The 16,115-nt window shown below is 62.8% G+C and carries 17 protein-coding genes; 11 read left to right on the plus strand and 6 right to left on the minus strand.

The features are described from left to right. The 4 genes from V7N12_RS05100 to sucC all read right to left on the minus strand — a co-directional run. A partial coding sequence (locus tag V7N12_RS05100) for a biotin/lipoyl-containing protein (RefSeq protein WP_333713153.1) occupies window positions 1–638 on the minus strand: 638 nt, incomplete at its 3' end. Window positions 639–641: 3 nt separating this feature from the next. After that, window positions 642–3,596: a 2-oxoglutarate dehydrogenase E1 component gene (locus V7N12_RS05105; protein ID WP_333713154.1), complete on the minus strand. Its 2,955-nt coding sequence runs from the start codon at window positions 3,594–3,596 to the stop codon at window positions 642–644. A gap of 127 nt (window positions 3,597–3,723) precedes the next feature. Then, window positions 3,724–4,605 (minus strand): succinate--CoA ligase subunit alpha, encoded by an 882-nt coding sequence (sucD, locus tag V7N12_RS05110; protein WP_333713155.1) that lies wholly within the window; start codon window positions 4,603–4,605, stop codon window positions 3,724–3,726. A gap of 54 nt (window positions 4,606–4,659) precedes the next feature. Further along, window positions 4,660–5,853 carry an ADP-forming succinate--CoA ligase subunit beta gene (gene sucC / locus V7N12_RS05115; protein WP_333713156.1) on the minus strand — a complete coding sequence of 398 codons (1,194 nt, stop codon included), beginning with the start codon at window positions 5,851–5,853 and terminating at the stop codon, window positions 4,660–4,662. Window positions 5,854–6,065: 212 nt separating this feature from the next. Here sucC and V7N12_RS05120 point away from each other — a divergent pair, with 212 nt between their 5' ends. After that, complete coding sequence (locus V7N12_RS05120; RefSeq protein ID WP_333713158.1) at window positions 6,066–7,070, plus strand: glycosyltransferase family 2 protein; 1,005 nt, start codon at window positions 6,066–6,068, stop codon at window positions 7,068–7,070. A 47-nt stretch (window positions 7,071–7,117) separates the two neighbouring features. On the opposite strand, the gene mdh is transcribed toward V7N12_RS05120, so the two are convergent. Beyond that, window positions 7,118–8,080, minus strand: coding sequence for a malate dehydrogenase (gene mdh / locus V7N12_RS05125; protein ID WP_333713160.1), 963 nt, complete (start codon window positions 8,078–8,080; stop codon window positions 7,118–7,120). Window positions 8,081–8,241: 161 nt separating this feature from the next. Between mdh and V7N12_RS05130 the strand changes: the two genes are divergently transcribed. Continuing rightward, window positions 8,242–8,991 (plus strand): sulfite exporter TauE/SafE family protein, encoded by a 750-nt coding sequence (locus V7N12_RS05130; protein ID WP_333713162.1) that lies wholly within the window; start codon window positions 8,242–8,244, stop codon window positions 8,989–8,991. On the opposite strand, the gene V7N12_RS05135 is transcribed toward V7N12_RS05130, so the two are convergent. Then, entirely contained in the window at window positions 8,988–9,296 is a 309-nt protein-coding gene (locus tag V7N12_RS05135) for a hypothetical protein (protein ID WP_333713164.1), read from the minus strand. The two genes, V7N12_RS05130 and V7N12_RS05135, sit on opposite strands and share 4 nt — an antisense overlap. Before the next feature lie 191 nt (window positions 9,297–9,487). Here V7N12_RS05135 and V7N12_RS05140 point away from each other — a divergent pair, with 191 nt between their 5' ends. From V7N12_RS05140 to V7N12_RS05180, 9 genes are all read left to right on the plus strand, one after another. Then, a complete protein-coding gene (locus V7N12_RS05140; RefSeq protein WP_333713165.1) occupies window positions 9,488–10,330 on the plus strand; it encodes an HpcH/HpaI aldolase/citrate lyase family protein in 843 nt (280 codons plus the stop codon). Continuing rightward, entirely contained in the window at window positions 10,327–10,881 is a 555-nt protein-coding gene (locus V7N12_RS05145) for an NnrU family protein (protein WP_333713166.1), read from the plus strand. Before V7N12_RS05140 ends, V7N12_RS05145 begins: the two co-directional genes overlap by 4 nt. Window position 10,882: 1 nt before the next feature. Further along, complete coding sequence (locus V7N12_RS05150; RefSeq protein ID WP_333713167.1) at window positions 10,883–11,089, plus strand: DUF1737 domain-containing protein; 207 nt, start codon at window positions 10,883–10,885, stop codon at window positions 11,087–11,089. Next, window positions 11,086–12,111 carry a MaoC family dehydratase gene (locus V7N12_RS05155; RefSeq protein ID WP_333713169.1) on the plus strand — a complete coding sequence of 342 codons (1,026 nt, stop codon included), beginning with the start codon at window positions 11,086–11,088 and terminating at the stop codon, window positions 12,109–12,111. Before V7N12_RS05150 ends, V7N12_RS05155 begins: the two co-directional genes overlap by 4 nt. 186 nt (window positions 12,112–12,297) lie before the next feature. Continuing rightward, window positions 12,298–12,681, plus strand: a complete 384-nt coding sequence (gene sdhC, locus V7N12_RS05160) for a succinate dehydrogenase, cytochrome b556 subunit (protein WP_333713170.1) — start codon at window positions 12,298–12,300, stop codon at window positions 12,679–12,681. Window positions 12,682–12,693: 12 nt separating this feature from the next. Then, on the plus strand, window positions 12,694–13,065 hold the full coding sequence (sdhD, locus tag V7N12_RS05165) for a succinate dehydrogenase, hydrophobic membrane anchor protein (protein ID WP_333713171.1): 372 nt from the start codon (window positions 12,694–12,696) through the stop codon (window positions 13,063–13,065). Window positions 13,066–13,083: 18 nt separating this feature from the next. Next, window positions 13,084–14,889, plus strand: coding sequence for a succinate dehydrogenase flavoprotein subunit (sdhA, locus tag V7N12_RS05170; RefSeq protein WP_333713172.1), 1,806 nt, complete (start codon window positions 13,084–13,086; stop codon window positions 14,887–14,889). Next, window positions 14,889–15,176 (plus strand): hypothetical protein, encoded by a 288-nt coding sequence (locus V7N12_RS05175; protein ID WP_333713173.1) that lies wholly within the window; start codon window positions 14,889–14,891, stop codon window positions 15,174–15,176. The genes sdhA and V7N12_RS05175 overlap by 1 nt, the downstream gene beginning before the upstream one ends. A gap of 25 nt (window positions 15,177–15,201) precedes the next feature. After that, on the plus strand, window positions 15,202–15,981 hold the full coding sequence (locus V7N12_RS05180; protein ID WP_333713174.1) for a succinate dehydrogenase iron-sulfur subunit: 780 nt from the start codon (window positions 15,202–15,204) through the stop codon (window positions 15,979–15,981). Window positions 15,982–16,115 lie beyond the last annotated feature (134 nt).

The raw sequence follows: 16,115 nt of genomic DNA on the forward strand, positions 1-16,115 counted from the left end.
CGCAGGGCCATGACCTCGGTCATGTCCACCTCGTTGTAGGTGGTCAGCATCGCGGTGGTGTTCTGGCTGTCCTTCAGACGCTTGGCGATGGTCTGGCGCAGGCGGGTCATTTTCACGCGCTCTTCCCGCTCGGCCTGATCGGCCGGAACAGGTGCGCGGGGTGCTGCGGCTGGGGCAGGGGCGGCAGAGGCCGAGGACAGGGCTTTCAACACGTCCTCTTTCATCACGCGGCCGTCCTTGCCGGTGCCCTGCACGTCCGAAAGGTTGTTGTCCGCCATCAGTTTCTTGGCAGAGGGCGCGTCTTCTACGTCTTTCGATTTGGCCTCGGGGGCAGGGGTTTCGGCTTTGGCTTTCGGCTCTTCCTTGGGTGCGTCTTCCTTGGCGGGCGCGGGGGCGGCGTCGCCTTCGGCGATCTGGGCCAGCAGAGCATCGACGCCCACTGTCTCGCCCTCGGCGGCGACGATCTCCGACAGGGTGCCGGCCACGGGGCTTGGCACCTCGACGGTCACCTTGTCGGTTTCCAGCTCGCAGAGCATTTCATCGACAGCGACGCTATCGCCGGGCCTCTTGAACCATGTGGCGACCGTGGCCTCTGTCACGGATTCGCCAAGCGTGGGGACGCGGACTTCGGTGCTCATTTATCAGTTCCCTTCAATCGTCAGCGCATCGTTCACGAGCGCCTCTTGTTCTGCTTTGTGCTTGCTGGCCAGACCCGTGGCGGGCGAGGCGGCGGCGGCGCGGCCGACGTAAACGGGCCGCGTGTGTTTTGCGCCGATGCGCGTCAGGACCCATTCGATGTTGGGTTCGATGAAGGACCACGCCCCCTGATTGCGCGGCTCTTCCTGACACCAGACCATTTCGGCGTTCTTGAACCGTTCGAGCTCCTTGACCGCCGATTGCGCGGGGAAGGGGTAGAACTGTTCGAAACGCAGCAGGTAGACATCATCGATGCCGCGCGCGTCGCGTTCTTCCAGCAGATCGTAGTAGGCCTTGCCCGCACACATCACGACGCGCTTGATCTTGTCGTCGGCGACCAGCGTGGTGTCCGAGTTGCCGTGCTGGGCGTCATCCCAGAGCACGCGGTGGAAGGACGAGCCGACGGTGAATTCCTCGCGCTTGGAGACGGCCAGTTTGTGGCGCAGCAGCGATTTCGGCGTCATCAGGATCAGCGGCTTGCGGAAGGTCCGGTGCAACTGGCGGCGCAGCAGGTGAAAGTAGTTGGCCGGTGTCGTGCAATTGGCGACGATCCAGTTGTCGCCGCCGCACATCGTCAGAAACCGTTCCAGACGCGCAGAGGAATGTTCCGGCCCCTGACCTTCGTAGCCATGCGGCAGCAGGCAGACGAGGCCGGACATCCGCAGCCATTTGCTTTCGCCGGAACTGATGAACTGGTCGAACATGATCTGCGCGCCGTTGGCGAAATCGCCGAACTGCGCCTCCCAGAGGGTCAGCGCGTTGGGTTCGGCCAGCGAGTAGCCGTATTCGAAACCCAGCACCGCGTATTCCGACAGCATCGAGTCGATGACCTCGTAATGCGCCTGACCGTCGCGGATATTGTTCAGCGGATAATAGCGTTCCTCGGTTTCCTGATTGATCAGGGCCGAGTGCCGCTGGCTGAAGGTGCCCCGCGTGCTGTCCTGCCCCGACAGACGCACCGGATAACCTTCGAGCAGCAGCGAGCCGAAGGCCAGCGCCTCGCCGGTGGCCCAGTCGACGCCGGTTCCGGTCTCGAACATCTTGGCCTTGGCTTCCAGCAGGCGACCCACGGTCTTGTGGATCGGAAATCCTTCGGGCGCCTTGCAAAGAGCCTCGCCCACGGCGGTGAAGGTCGCATCTTCGATGGCCGTCATGCCGCGCTGGTAGTCTTCTTTCTGGCGGTCCAGATGCGACCACTTGCCGTCCAGCCAGTCGGCCTTGTTGGGCTTGTAGGTCTTGCCGGTTTCGAATTCCTCGTTCAGGTGGGCCTGAAACGCGGCTTTCATGTCCTCGATCTCGCCTTCGGGGATCAGGCCGTCCTTGACCAGCCGTTCTGTATAGAGCGTCAGCGTCGTCTTTTGCCGCTTGATCTTGTTATACATCACCGGGTTGGTGAACATCGGCTCGTCGCCTTCGTTGTGACCGAAGCGGCGGTAGCAGATGATGTCGAGCACCACGTCCTTGTGGAACTTCTGGCGGAACTCGGTGGCGACGCGGGCGGCGTGGACCACGGCCTCGGGGTCGTCGCCGTTGACGTGGAAGATCGGGGCCTCGACCATCAGCGCGATGTCTGTGGGATAGGGCGACGAGCGGCTGAAGTGCGGCGCGGTGGTAAAGCCGATCTGGTTGTTGACGATGATATGCATGGTGCCGCCGGTGCGGTGCCCGCGCAGACCCGACAGGCCAAAGCCTTCGGCCACGACGCCCTGACCGGCGAAGGCCGCGTCGCCGTGCAGCAGCACGGCCATGACCTTGGTGCGGTCCTTGTCGTTCTTCTGGTCCTGTTTGGCGCGGACCTTGCCCAGCACCACGGGGTTCACCGCTTCGAGGTGGCTGGGGTTCGCGGTCAGCGACAGGTGCACGGTATTGCCGTCGAAGTTGCGGTCGGAAGACGCGCCGAGGTGGTATTTCACATCGCCCGAGCCATCCACATCCTCGGGTTTGAACGACCCGCCCTGAAATTCGTTGAAGATCGCGCGGTAGGGTTTCTGCATCACGTTGGCCAGCACCGACAGACGCCCACGGTGCGGCATGCCGATGACGATATCCTCCAGCCCCAGCTGCCCGCCGCGCTTGATGATCTGTTCCATCGCGGGGATCAGCGCCTCGCCGCCATCAAGGCCGAAACGCTTGGTGCCCATGTATTTGACGTGCAGGAATTTCTCGAAACCTTCGGCCTGCACAAGGCTGTTCAGGATCGCCTTGCGGCCTTCCTTGGTGAAGGCGATTTCCTTGCCATAGCCCTCGATCCGTTCTTTGAGCCATGCGGCCTCTTCGGGGTTCGAGATGTGCATGTATTGCAGGGCGAAAGTGCCACAATAGGTCCGGCGCACGATGGCCATGATTTCATTCATGGTGGCGTGTTCGAGGCCCAGCACCTTGTCGAGGAAGATCGGCCGGTCCATGTCGGCATCGGTGAAACCGTAGGACTTCGGATCGAGTTCTGGATGCGGGGTCTGGTCGCGCATCCCCAGCGGGTCGAGATCGGCGACAAGGTGCCCCCTGATCCGGTAGGCGCGGATCAGCATCAGCGCGCGGATACTGTCGAGCACCGCGCTGCGCACCTGTTCCTCGGTGATCGTGGTGCCGGTCTCGGCGGCCTTGTCCTTGATCTTCTTGGCCGCCGCTTCGGGCTCAGATGCCCATTGCCCGTCGAGGGCGGCGGTCAGATCGTCGTTCGGCTGCGGTGGCCAGTCGGTGCGGGCCCAGGATGGCCCCTGCGCCTCGGCCCGGGCATCGGCGGGGGCATCGCCCAGCGACCGGAAGAACGCCTGCCAGCTTTCATCCACCGCGCCGGGGTTGTCGGCGTAGCGGGCGTAAAGCTGTTCGACATAGGCGGCGTTGTGGCCTTGCAGGAAAGACGAGGCGTGGAAAACGTCGTTGGGGGAATGGTCGTTCATTGCGTGACCTCGATGCTTGCCGATTTCTGGGTCCCGGATCAGGCCCGGGACGGGGTTTTTTGGTTGTCCGCGCCCCGGATGTGATCCGGGGCCTCGGTTGATTTTGCGCGGCGGGGCAGGCCCCGACCTACCCGATTGCCTTCAGCACGGCCTCGCCCAGTGTGGCGGGGCTGTCGGCGACGACGATGCCGGCGCTCTTCATCGCTTCGATCTTGCTTTCGGCGTCGCCCTTGCCACCGGCGACAATCGCGCCGGCGTGGCCCATGCGACGGCCCGGAGGCGCGGTGCGGCCTGCGATGAAACCGGCGACGGGCTTCCAGCGACCTTTCTTCTTCTGTTCGGCAAGGAATTCGGCGGCTTCTTCTTCGGCGGTGCCGCCGATCTCGCCGATCATGATGATCGACTGTGTTTCGTCGTCATCAAGGAACATGTCCAGCACGTCGATATGTTCGGTCCCCTTGATCGGGTCGCCGCCGATGCCGACAGCGGTGGACTGGCCGAGACCTGAGTCAGAGGTCTGCTTGACCGCCTCATAGGTCAGCGTGCCGGAACGCGACACGACACCGACCGAGCCGCGCTTGTGGATATGGCCGGGCATGATGCCGATCTTGCAGGCGTCGGGCGTGATGACGCCGGGGCAGTTCGGCCCGATCAGGCGCGATTTGGAATTCTGAAGCGCCGCCTTGACCCGCATCATGTCCAGCACGGGGATGCCTTCGGTGATGCAGATGATCAGCTCCATTTCGGCGTCGATAGCCTCGAGGATACTGTCGGCGGCGAAGGGTGGCGGCACGTAGATCACAGAGGCATTGGCCTCGGTCTTGGCCTTGGCCTCATGCACCGAGTTGAAGACGGGCAGGTCCAGATGCGTGGTGCCGCCCTTGCCGGGGGTCACGCCGCCGACCATCTTGGTGCCATAGGCGATCGCCTGTTCCGAGTGGAACGTCCCCTGCGAGCCGGTCAGGCCCTGACAGATGACGCGCGTGTTTTCGTTTACGAGAATGGCCATGGTGTTGGCTCCTTAAAATCTTGTCTTCGCGTGGGTTGCACCCACCCTACGGGATCAACCTTTGACCGCTTTCACGATCTTCTGCGCGCCGTCCTTCAGGTCGTCGGCGGCGATCACGGCGAGGCCGGAGTTGTTGATGATCTCCTTGCCCTTTTCGACGTTCGTGCCTTCCAGACGCACGACCAGCGGCACCTTCAGGCCCACCTCTTTCACCGCGGCGATGACGCCCTCGGCGATGACGTCGCAGCGCATGATGCCGCCGAAGATGTTCACAAGGATGCCTTTGACCTGCGGGTCAGAGGTGATGATCTTGAAGGCCTCAGTCACCTTTTCCTTGGTCGCACCGCCGCCCACGTCGAGGAAGTTGGCAGGCTCGGCGCCGTAAAGCTTGATGATGTCCATCGTCGCCATGGCAAGGCCCGCGCCATTGACCATGCAGCCGATCTCGCCATCCAGCGCGATATAGTTGAGGTCGAATTTCGAGGCGGCGAGTTCCTTGGGGTCTTCTTCGGTCTCGTCGCGCAGGGCGGCGATATCGGCGTGGCGGTAGATCGCGTTGCCGTCGAAGCTGACCTTGGCGTCCAGCACTTTCAGGTCGCCCTTGTCGGTGACGATCAGGGGGTTGATCTCGAGCATCTCCATGTCCTTCTCTGTGAAGGCTTTGTAGAGCTGGCCCATCAGGGTCACGCATTGCTTGATCTGGTTGCCGGTCAGACCCAGCGCGAAGGCCACGCGGCGGCCGTGGAAGGGCTGATAGCCCGTCGCGGGATCGACGGTGAAGTTGAGGATCTTTTCGGGGGTGTGGTGGGCCACCTCTTCGATGTCCATGCCGCCTTCGGTCGAGCAGACAAAGCCGATGCGGCTGGTCTGGCGATCGACCAGCAGGGCCAGATACATCTCGGTCTCGATGCCCGAGCCGTCTTCGATGTAGATGCGGTTGACCTGCTTGCCCGCGGGGCCGGTCTGGTGGGTGACCAGCGTGCGGCCCAGCATCTTCTTGGCTTCCTGTGCCGCCTCTTCGACGGAACGGGCCAGACGGACGCCGCCGGCCTCGCCTGCGTCGGTCTCTTGGAACTTGCCCTTGCCACGGCCACCGGCGTGGATCTGCGCCTTGACGACCCAGAGCGGCCCGTCGAGTTCGCCTGCGGCGGTTTTGGCGTCTTCCGCGCGCGTCACGGGGCGGCCGTCAGAGACGGGCGCGCCATAGCTGCGCAGCAGGGCTTTTGCCTGATATTCGTGGATGTTCATAAGGCTGTTCCGTTTTGGCTAGGTTTTGTTTCGTAAAGCACAGACAAAACGTCGCTTCTAAGGGAAAATTGCCAAATCGGGGGAAAATCGAACATTTGTGATCACAGGAAAATTTTGTGTGATCACAAATCGGGACCGTATTGCAAAAGTGCAATATTTAATCGGTTTGAAAAGATTCGCGGGGGTGCTACCAACAGCCCATGTCCGCCGCTTTGCCCAGATGGTCCGTGGTCGCCACCGTCGACGAGCCGCCTGCGCTTGTCCAGACCTTTGTCGCATGGCACCTGCATCTGGGGGCAGAGCGGGTCTATCTTTATTGCGACAATCCCGATGATCCGGTGGCGGCTCTGCTTGCCGATCTGCCGCAGGTTCAGGTGGTGACCTGCGACGCAGCACATTGGCTGCGCCTTGGCAAAAGCCGCCCGCGCCGCCATGAGGTGCGGCAGGTCCGCAATGCCCGCGATGCCTATGCGCGCTGCACCTCGGACTGGCTGATCCATGTCGATGCGGATGAATTCCTCTGGCCGCGTGCGGATATCGCCGAGCTGCTGGCGGCGCTCGAACCCGAGGCGGATGCCGCGGTCATTCAGGTGGCCGAGCGGGTCCATCTGCCCGACGATCCCGGGCTGACCGTTTTCGAAGGGGCGTTCCGCCGCCCTTTCCACAGCCCGCCAAGCAAGGGTGAACGGATCTTCGGGCCGGATTATGCGCTCAGCAACAAGGGGCTTTACGGTCACTCCAACGGCAAGGCCTTCGTGCGGGTGGGGCGCAAGTTGTCGATGTCGATCCACCGCCCCCAACCTGCCAAGGACGCCGCTGATCTGGTGCTGGCGCGTCCCGCGCCCGATGCGATCGAGCTTTTGCATTTCGACGGGCTGACGCCGACCTACTGGGTCTACAAGCTGGCGCGGATGCAGCGCGCGCTGGTCAAGCACGACGGGATGCCGCTCTCTGCGCAGAGGCGCGCGCAGGCCGATGCGCTGATGGCCGATCCCGAGGGGGCCGACGCGCTTTATGACCGGCTGAAGGTGGCGCGGGGTGATCTGGCGATGCTCTTGCAGAGGCATGGTCTGTGGAGCGCACCGGCTTTCGATCCAGGGCCGGCGCTGGCGGCCGCCTTTCCCGACGCGAGGATCGATCTGTCACCGGCGGCGCTGGACGCATGGCTGGCTGCAAACAAGCCGCAGGTCATTCCGTTTTTGTGGCAGCACCGATAGGAAAAGGGCCGCGCATCGGCGGCCCCTTTGTGTGACTGCAACAAAGATCAGGCGAGGCTGTTGTCGATGCCCTTGCAGGCCGCGACAAGGCCTTTCACGGCCTCGACGGATTTGTCGAACATCGCCTGTTCGTCCTTGTTCATCTTGATCTCGACGACACGCTCGATGCCGCCTGCGCCGATGATCGTGGGCACGCCGACATAGAAACCGTTCAGGCCATAGGCCCCGTCCACATAGGCCGCACAGGGCAGCAGGCGCTTTTGGTCCTTCAGATAGGCTTCGGCCATTTCGATGGCCGAGGTCGCGGGGGCGTAAAAGGCGGAGCCGGTCTTCAAGAGACCCACGATCTCGGCGCCGCCGTCGCGGGTGCGCTGGACGATGGCGTCCATCTTGTCTTTCGTGGTCCAGCCCATGTCCACCAGATCGGGCAGCGGGATACCGGCGACGGTCGAATAGCGCACCAGCGGCACCATCGTGTCACCGTGCCCGCCCAGAACGAAGGCGGTCACGTCGCGCATCGAAACGTTGAATTCTTCGGCAAGGAAGTGACGGAAGCGGGCGCTGTCCAGAACACCGGCCATGCCGCAGACCTTTTCGGGGGGCAGGCCCGAGAATTCACGCAGGGCCCAGACCATCGCATCCAGCGGGTTGGTGATGCAGATGACGAAGGCGTTGGGCGCATGCGCCGCGATCCCTTCGCCGACGGATTTCATGACCTTGAGGTTGATGCCCAGCAGGTCGTCACGGCTCATCCCGGGTTTGCGCGGCACACCGGCGGTGACGATGCAGACATCCGCGCCCGCGATATCGGCGTAATCGTTGGTGCCCTTGAAGCTGCCGTCGAATTTGGCCGAGGGGCCGGATTCCGCGATGTCGAGCGCCTTGCCTTGGGGCGTGCCTTCGGCAATGTCGAAAAGCACGACATCGCCGAGCTCTTTGACAGCTGCGAGGTGTGCAAGCGTGCCGCCGATCTGTCCGGCGCCGATAAGGGCAATCTTGGGTCTGGCCATGAAGTTGGTCCTTTGGTGATGTGATCTCGGCGGTTCTGGTAAGCGTTTGACATGGTTTTCGCAAGGCTGCTGCGCTGCGGCATGGCCCAGAGGACCAGTGGTCATTCCGGCAGGGACGGGCTAACGATAACGCGAGCAAGGCTTTTCAGGGACAGCGGCCAATGGAATTCGGGTGGGAGTTTTTCGCGGTCGGCATTCCCGCCATCATTTTCGGAGGTATCTCGAAGGGCGGCTTCGGGTCGGGCGCGGCCTTCGCGGCGGGCGCGATTCTGGCGCTGGTGGTGCCGCCGGGTGCGGCGCTGGGGATCATCCTGCCGCTCTTCATGCTGGTCGATGCGGCGACGCTGAAACCCTATTGGGGCAAATGGCACTGGCCCTCGGCCAAGGGTCTGATGATCGGTGCTGTGCCGGGCTGTATCGTCGCGGGCTGGCTTTATACTGCGGTGGACGGCGATGTCTTCCGTCTGCTGATCGGGATCATCTGTCTGGCCTTCGTGGCGTTCCAGATGTCGCGCGCGCTGGGCTGGCTTGTCGTGCCGCTGATGCCCTTTTCGGCGCCATGGGCCTGGTTTGCGGGCCTGATCAGCGGCTTTACCAGTTTCGTCAGCCATGCAGGCGGGCCGCCCGCCGCCGTCTTCCTGCTGTCGCAGGGGCTGAGCAAGACCGCGTTTCAGGCGACGACCGTCGTGGTCTTCTGGGCGGTGAACTGGATGAAGGCGGTGCCTTACGCCTTTCTGGGCATCTTCACATGGGACACGCTGACGGCAAGCCTGCTGCTGGCGCCCTTTGCCCTGATCGGGGCCTGGCTGGGGGTCAAGGCGCACCGGTTCATCCCGGAGCGTCTGTTCTTCGCGATCACCTATGTCCTGCTGACGGTGACGGGACTGCGCCTGATCTGGGTCGCGCTTTAGGCGTCTTCGCCGGGCACGGGCAGCGGGTCGCTGAACGCCTGATAGGCCTGACCAGAGGCCGCAAGGCAGGTCGGGCCGCCGGGTTGCGTCACCGTGATTGTCCATGTGCCGGTTTCGAGCGAGGCGAAGACCTCGACCACGGCGTTGTCGGAGGCCAGACCGATGGCCTGACGTGTCTCGCCGTAGGTTTGCGCCAGTGTCGCAACAACGGTCGCGTGATCGGCGCAAGGGGCCGCCTGCACCTGATGGGCCGCCAGCGTCAGGACCGAAAAGCCCATCGCCATGACCAGAGAATTGCATTTCATCGTGTCGTCCTTTCGACTGTCGGTCCGCCCGCTGCCATCCGAAAGCGTCAAGGAGGTGGGCAGGGACAGTCTGGAAAGCCGATCCGTCGAATTGGTTAACGCATCGTCCCGCTGCGTCGCGGCACATTCGGGGTTGAAGTAATCGCCAATTTCTGACCTTTTCCGCGCAACTTTGTTGCGAAAGAGAATCCATGCAGAAGCATCCCCACCGGTCCGCACTCTATATTCCGGGGTCGAAAGACCGCGCCTTGGACAAGGCGCGCAGCCTGCCGGTTGATGTGATCCTCTTCGATCTCGAGGATGCGGTCGCACCGGATGCCAAGGTCGCGGCCCGTGATACGCTTTATGCCGCCCTTGCGGATGGCGGATATGGCGGCCGCCGACGGATCGTGCGGATCAACGGGCTGGAGACCGCATGGGGCAAGGCGGATGCAGCGGCGGTTGCGGCGATGGATTGCGATGCGGTGCTGTTGCCCAAGGTGAACGGCCCGTCGGACGTGGACGCGCTGGCGGCGCTTGTTCCCGACACGCCGATCTGGGCAATGATGGAGACGCCGCGCGGCGTGCTGAATGCGGCCGCGATTGCCGATCATCCGTGCATCGCAGGCTTCGTGCTGGGGACGAATGACCTTGCCAAGGACCTCAACTCGCAGGGGCGGGCGGCGCTTGCCACGTCGTTGCAGCTTTGCCTGCTCGCGGCCAAGGCGGCGGGGATCGTGGCGCTGGATGGTGTCTACAATGCCTATCTGGATGAAGAGGGGCTGCGCGCGGAATGTGCCGAAGGGCGCGACATGGGCTTTGACGGCAAGACCCTGATCCATCCGGCCCAGATCGCCATCGCCAATGCCGCCTTCGGCCCGACCGAGGACGAGATCGCCCTTGCCCGCCGCCAGATCGCCGCCTTCGAGGCGGCAGAGGCGCAGGGGCAGGGTGTCGCCGTTGTCGACGGTCGCATCGTCGAGAACTTGCATATCGTCACCGCCCGCGCGACCTTGGCGAAAGCAGAGGCAATCGCAGAACTGGAATCGTCATGACACTACTTATCCTCGGGGTCGCGCTATGGTCGGCGGCGCATCTGTTCAAACGACTGGCACCGGGCGCGCGCGCCGCTTTGGGCGGGGCGGGCTATCCGGTCATGGCGGTCCTTCTGATCACCAGCGTCGTTTTGATGGTGATGGGCTACAAGGCGGCTGATGGCGCGGTCTATTGGGGCCGTGACCCGATGTGGGTCGGGATCAACAACCTGTTGATGGTCGTTGCCTTCTACTTTTATGCGGCCAGTGCCGCGCAGGGTCAGAAGATCTGGCTGGGCACCAAGGTCCGCCACCCGCAACTGACGGGCTTTTCCATCTGGGCGGTCGCGCATCTTCTGGTGAACGGCGACATCGCGTCCTTCATCCTGTTCGGCGGTTTGCTGGTCTGGGCGATTGTCGAGATTCTGATCATCAACGCGCAGGAAGGCCCGTGGCAGCGGCCCGCGCGCGCGCCTGCGAAGAAAGAGGTTGTCGCGATTGTCGTGACCATCGTTGTGACCGTGGTCGTGATGGGCATCCATTATGCCCTTGGCGTGACACCCTGGGGGTAAGATGCCGAAGATCTACAGATTGCTGACCGAAGACGACACATCCGCCTTTTGCCACAAGGTCTCGGACGCGCTGTCGAAAGGATGGGAGCTTTACGGCAGCCCGACCTATGCCTTCGACCACGCCAACGGGGTGATGCGCTGCGGGCAGGCGGTGACCAAGGACATCGACACGCCCTATACACCGGACATGAAGCTGGGACGGCAATGACCAAGACGAACGCGGGCCGCTTTTTCGAGGACTACAGCATCGGTGAGGTCATCACCCACGCCGTCCCGCGCACGATCAAGATGGGCGAGAGGGCGCTTTATCATGCGCTTTATCCGGCGCGCCATGCGCTCTATTCCTCGGACCAGTTCGCGCAAGGCTGCGGGCTGCCGTTCAGCCCGCTCGATGATCTGGTGACGTTTCATACGGTCTTCGGCAAGACGGTGCCGGATGTGTCTTTGAATGCGGTTGCGAACCTCGGCTATGCGGAAGGGCGCTGGATCACGCCGCTTTGGCCCGGTGACACGATCACCGCGACGTCAGAGGTGATCGGTGTCAAGGAAAACTCCAACGGCAAGAGCGGGGTGGTCTGGGTCAGGACCACGGGCCGCAACCAGCATGGCGAGACGCTGATCAGCTATGTGCGCTGGGTGATGGTGCGCAAGCGCGGCGACGGGCCGGCGCCCGTGCCGGTGATCCCCGATCTGGCCAGCGCTGTCACGGTGGATGATCTGGTCATCCCCAAGGGCCTCGATTTCACCCGCTACGATTTCACCCTCGCGGGCGAGCCGCACCGGCTGGGCGACTATGCCATCGGCGAGATCATCGACCATGTGGACGGTGTGACCATCGAAGAGGCCGAGCATATGCTGGCGACCCGCCTTTGGCAGAATACCGCCAAGGTGCATTTCGACGCGACGAACCGCGCGGACGGCAAGCGGCTGATCTACGGCGGCCATGTGATCAGCCTTGCGCGGGCGCTGTCGTTCAACGGTCTGGCCAATGCGCAGATGATCGTGGCGCTGAATGGTGGCGCCCATGCGAACCCCTGTTTTGCGGGTGATACGGTCCGCGCATGGTCCGAGGTGCTGGACAAGGCCGAGACGCCCGCCCCCGGTGTCGGTGCGATCCGGCTGCGGTTGGTGGCGACGAAGGGACGCGCCGGTCCGCTGCGGGGTGAGGATGGCAAGTATCATCCCGACGTCCTGCTTGATCTGGACTATTGGGCGCTGATGCCTGTCTGATTCCACACCTGTTTTTCGTGATCACAAAATTTTTTTCTGTGATCACAAAGTTGGAAAATCTGCCGGACTGCGCCAACTTTTCCCATGTTAGCGGCCTCGATGCGCGTGACTCTGTCCGTCAAATGGTGCAAAAGAGGGCCAAAGGCGCTGTCTCGCCGGCAGCACATGCCAACGAAGGGAACCGCTATGTCCGACGTGAACCGGGGCAACCGCCCCCTGTCACCGCATTTGACGATCTATCGTCCGCAATGGACCTCGATCACCTCGATCCTTGTCCGGATCACCGGCAACGCGCTGCTGATCACCGGCCTGCTGATCGTCTGGTGGTTCGTCGCCGCCGCCACCGGGCCCGAAGCTTTCGCGGTCGCGGATGGCTTTCTGACAAGCTGGTTCGGTGATCTGGTGATGACGCTGTCGGTTCTGGGCCTGTGGTATCACCTGCTGGGCGGGCTGCGGCACCTTGTCTGGGACAGTGGCCGGATGCTGGATGTCGAGAAATCCGAACTTGCGGGCCAGATGATGATCGTGCTGTCGGTCCTGCTGACGATCTTCACGATCATCGTCGTGTAAGGAGACGCACCAATGGCTTTTCTGACTGACCGCAAGCGCGCCGTGGGCATGGGTTCGTCCAAGACCGGGACCGCGCATCACTGGCAGATGATGGTATCGTCCGTGGCGCTGCTGATCCTTGTGCCGCTGTTCATCTTCACCTTCGGCCCGATCTATGGCGCACCCTACGAAGAGGTGATCGCCTATTATCAGCGGCCTTTCCCCGCTGTCGTCGCGATCCTGACCATGCTGGTGGGCTGGTTTCATTTCCGTGGCGGTGTCCAAACGCTGATCGAGGACTATGTCCACGGTCTGGCCCGCAAGATCGCCATCATCGCGATGATCTGCGTGTCCTATGCGGCGGCGGCTTTTGCGGTCTTCGCAATCGTCCGCATCGCGCTCTAATTCCAGAAGGCTTATCTGATGGCTGCTTACGAATACGAAACCCACACCTATGACGCGATCGTGGTCGGTGCCGGAGGTGCTGGCCTGCGCGCGACCTTGGGTCTGGCCGAACAGGGCCTGCGCACGGCCTGTATCAGCAAGGTTTTCCCCACACGCTCGCATACGGTCGCGGCACAGGGCGGGATCGCCGCATCACTGGGCAACATGGGCCCCGATAGCTGGCAGTGGCATATGTATGACACGGTCAAGGGCTCTGACTGGCTGGGTGATACGGACGCGATGGAATACCTCGCCCGCGAGGCACCCAAGGCGGTCTACGAGCTGGAACATTACGGCGTGCCCTTCAGCCGCACCGAAGAGGGCAAGATCTATCAGCGCCCGTTCGGCGGCCATACCACCGAATTCGGTGAAGGCCCGCCGGTGCAGCGCACCTGTGCCGCCGCCGACCGCACCGGACACGCGATCCTGCACACGCTTTACGGCCAGTCGCTGAAGCAGCAGGCAGAATTCTACATCGAGTATTTCGCGCTCGACCTGATCATGTCGGAAGACGGCATCTGTCAGGGTGTCATCGCGTGGAAGCTGGATGACGGCTCGATGCATGTCTTCAACGCCAAGATGGTCGTGCTGGCGACGGGCGGCTATGGCCGGGCGTATTTCAGCGCGACTTCCGCCCATACCTGCACCGGCGACGGTGGCGGCATGGTGGCGCGGCAGGGTCTGCCCTTGCAGGACATGGAATTCGTCCAGTTCCACCCCACCGGCATCTATGGCGCGGGCTGCCTGATCACCGAAGGCGCGCGCGGCGAGGGCGGATATCTGACCAATTCCGAAGGCGAGCGTTTCATGGAACGCTATGCGCCCAACTACAAGGACCTCGCCCCACGCGACTATGTCAGCCGCTGCATGACGATGGAAATCCGCGAAGGCCGTGGCGTGGGGGCCGGGGGCGATCACATCCACCTCAACCTCAGCCATCTGCCTGCCGAGGCGCTGCACGAACGCCTGCCCGGTATCTCGGAAAGCGCGCGCATCTTTGCCGGTGTGGATGTGACCAAGGAGCCGATCCCCGTGCTGCCGACGGTGCACTACAACATGGGCGGTATCCCCACGAACTATTTCGGCGAAGTGCTGAGCCCCACCAAGGATGATCCGAACCGTGTCGTTCCCGGCCTGATGGCGGTGGGCGAGGCGGGCTGTGCCTCGGTCCACGGGGCGAACCGGCTGGGGTCCAACTCCCTGATCGACCTTGTGGTCTTTGGCCGTGCCGCCGCGATCCGTGCGGGAGATGTCGTGGATCGCTCAGCCCCTAATCCAACGCTAAACCAAGCTTCGGTCGATGCATGTTTCGACCGCTTCGACGGGCTGCGCCATGCCAAGGGCACGGTCCCGACCGCCGAGTTGCGGCTGGAGATGCAAAAGGCGATGCAGGCGGATGCCGCCGTCTTCCGCACCGACAAGACGCTGGCCGAAGGTGTCCAGAAGATGACCACCATCGCGGGCAAGATGGACGATCTCAAGGTCACCGATCGCAGCCTCGTCTGGAACAGCGACCTGATGGAAACGCTGGAACTGACCAACCTGATGCCGAACGCGCTGGCCACCATCGTCGGCGCCGAGGCGCGCAAGGAAAGCCGTGGCGCCCACGCGCATGAGGATTACGCGACCCGCGACGATGCAAACTGGCGCGTGCATACGATTGCCCATGTGGACGGGGCGAAAGTGACGCTTGGCTACCGGCCTGTGATCACCACCCCGCTGACGGCCGAAAAGGACGGCGGGATCTCGGAAAAGAAAATCGCCCCGAAGGAGCGGACATTCTGATGCGTATCGCCTTTGCCATCGCCGGTCTTGCAGCGCTTGCAGCCTGTGGCGAAATCTCACCCGAGCGCGCCGCCGACCGCTGCGAGGAACGCGCACGCGCCGCACAAGGACCCGAAGTCGGCGTCACGCTGGGTGCAAACAGCAACAGCGGGCCATTCGCCAGCGGCAGCATCAGCATTTCATCCGATGCGATCCGCGGACGCGATCCAGTGGCTCTCTACGAGGAATGCGTGTTCAACCTGACGGGCGAGATGCCGATCAGGCCGCCACGCCTGCGCAATATGTGAGCCCCACGCGAGAAAAGAGAAGCACATGGTACAACTGACACTTCCCAAGAACTCACGCATGACCGTGGGCAAGACGTGGCCGAAACCGGAAGGCGCGACCAATCTGCGCAAGGTGCAGATCTATCGCTGGAACCCCGATGACGGGAAGAACCCGCAGCTTGATACATACTTCGTCGATATGGACAGCTGCGGCCCGATGGTGCTGGACGCGCTGATCAAGATCAAGAACGAGATCGATCCGACGCTGACCTTCCGCCGCTCTTGTCGCGAAGGCATCTGCGGGTCCTGCGCGATGAACATCGACGGGATCAATACGCTGGCCTGCATCTATGGGCTGGATGAGATCAAGGGCGACATCAAGATCTATCCGCTGCCGCATATGCCGGTGATCAAGGACCTGATCCCTGACCTGACGCATTTCTACGCCCAGCACGCCAGCATCATGCCCTGGCTGGAAACCAAGACAAACCGGCCCGCCAAGGAATGGAAGCAGTCGATCGAGGACCGCAAGAAGCTGGACGGGCTTTACGAATGCGTGATGTGCGCCTCGTGCTCGACCAGCTGCCCGTCCTATTGGTGGAACGGCGACCGCTATCTGGGGCCTGCGGCCCTGTTGCATGCCTACCGCTGGATCATCGACAGCCGTGACGAGGCGACGGGCGAACGTCTGGATCAGCTGGAAGACCCGTTCAAGCTTTACCGCTGCCACACGATCATGAACTGCGCCAAGACCTGCCCGAAGGGTCTGAACCCCGCCAAGGCGATTGCCCATATCAAGAAGATGATGGTCGAACGGGTCGTCTGATTGCGATGTCGCAGGGGGGCTGTCTGCCCCCCGCGCCTGACGGCGCCCCCCCGAGGATATTTTCGGGCCAATAATGAGGGCGCGCCGATGTGGGGCGACGCGCCCTCCCGGTCATTACCGGCCACGGCCATCGG

Origin of the sequence: Yoonia sp., assembly GCF_036770585.1 — a bacterium.
GTDB lineage: Bacteria > Pseudomonadota > Alphaproteobacteria > Rhodobacterales > Rhodobacteraceae > Yoonia.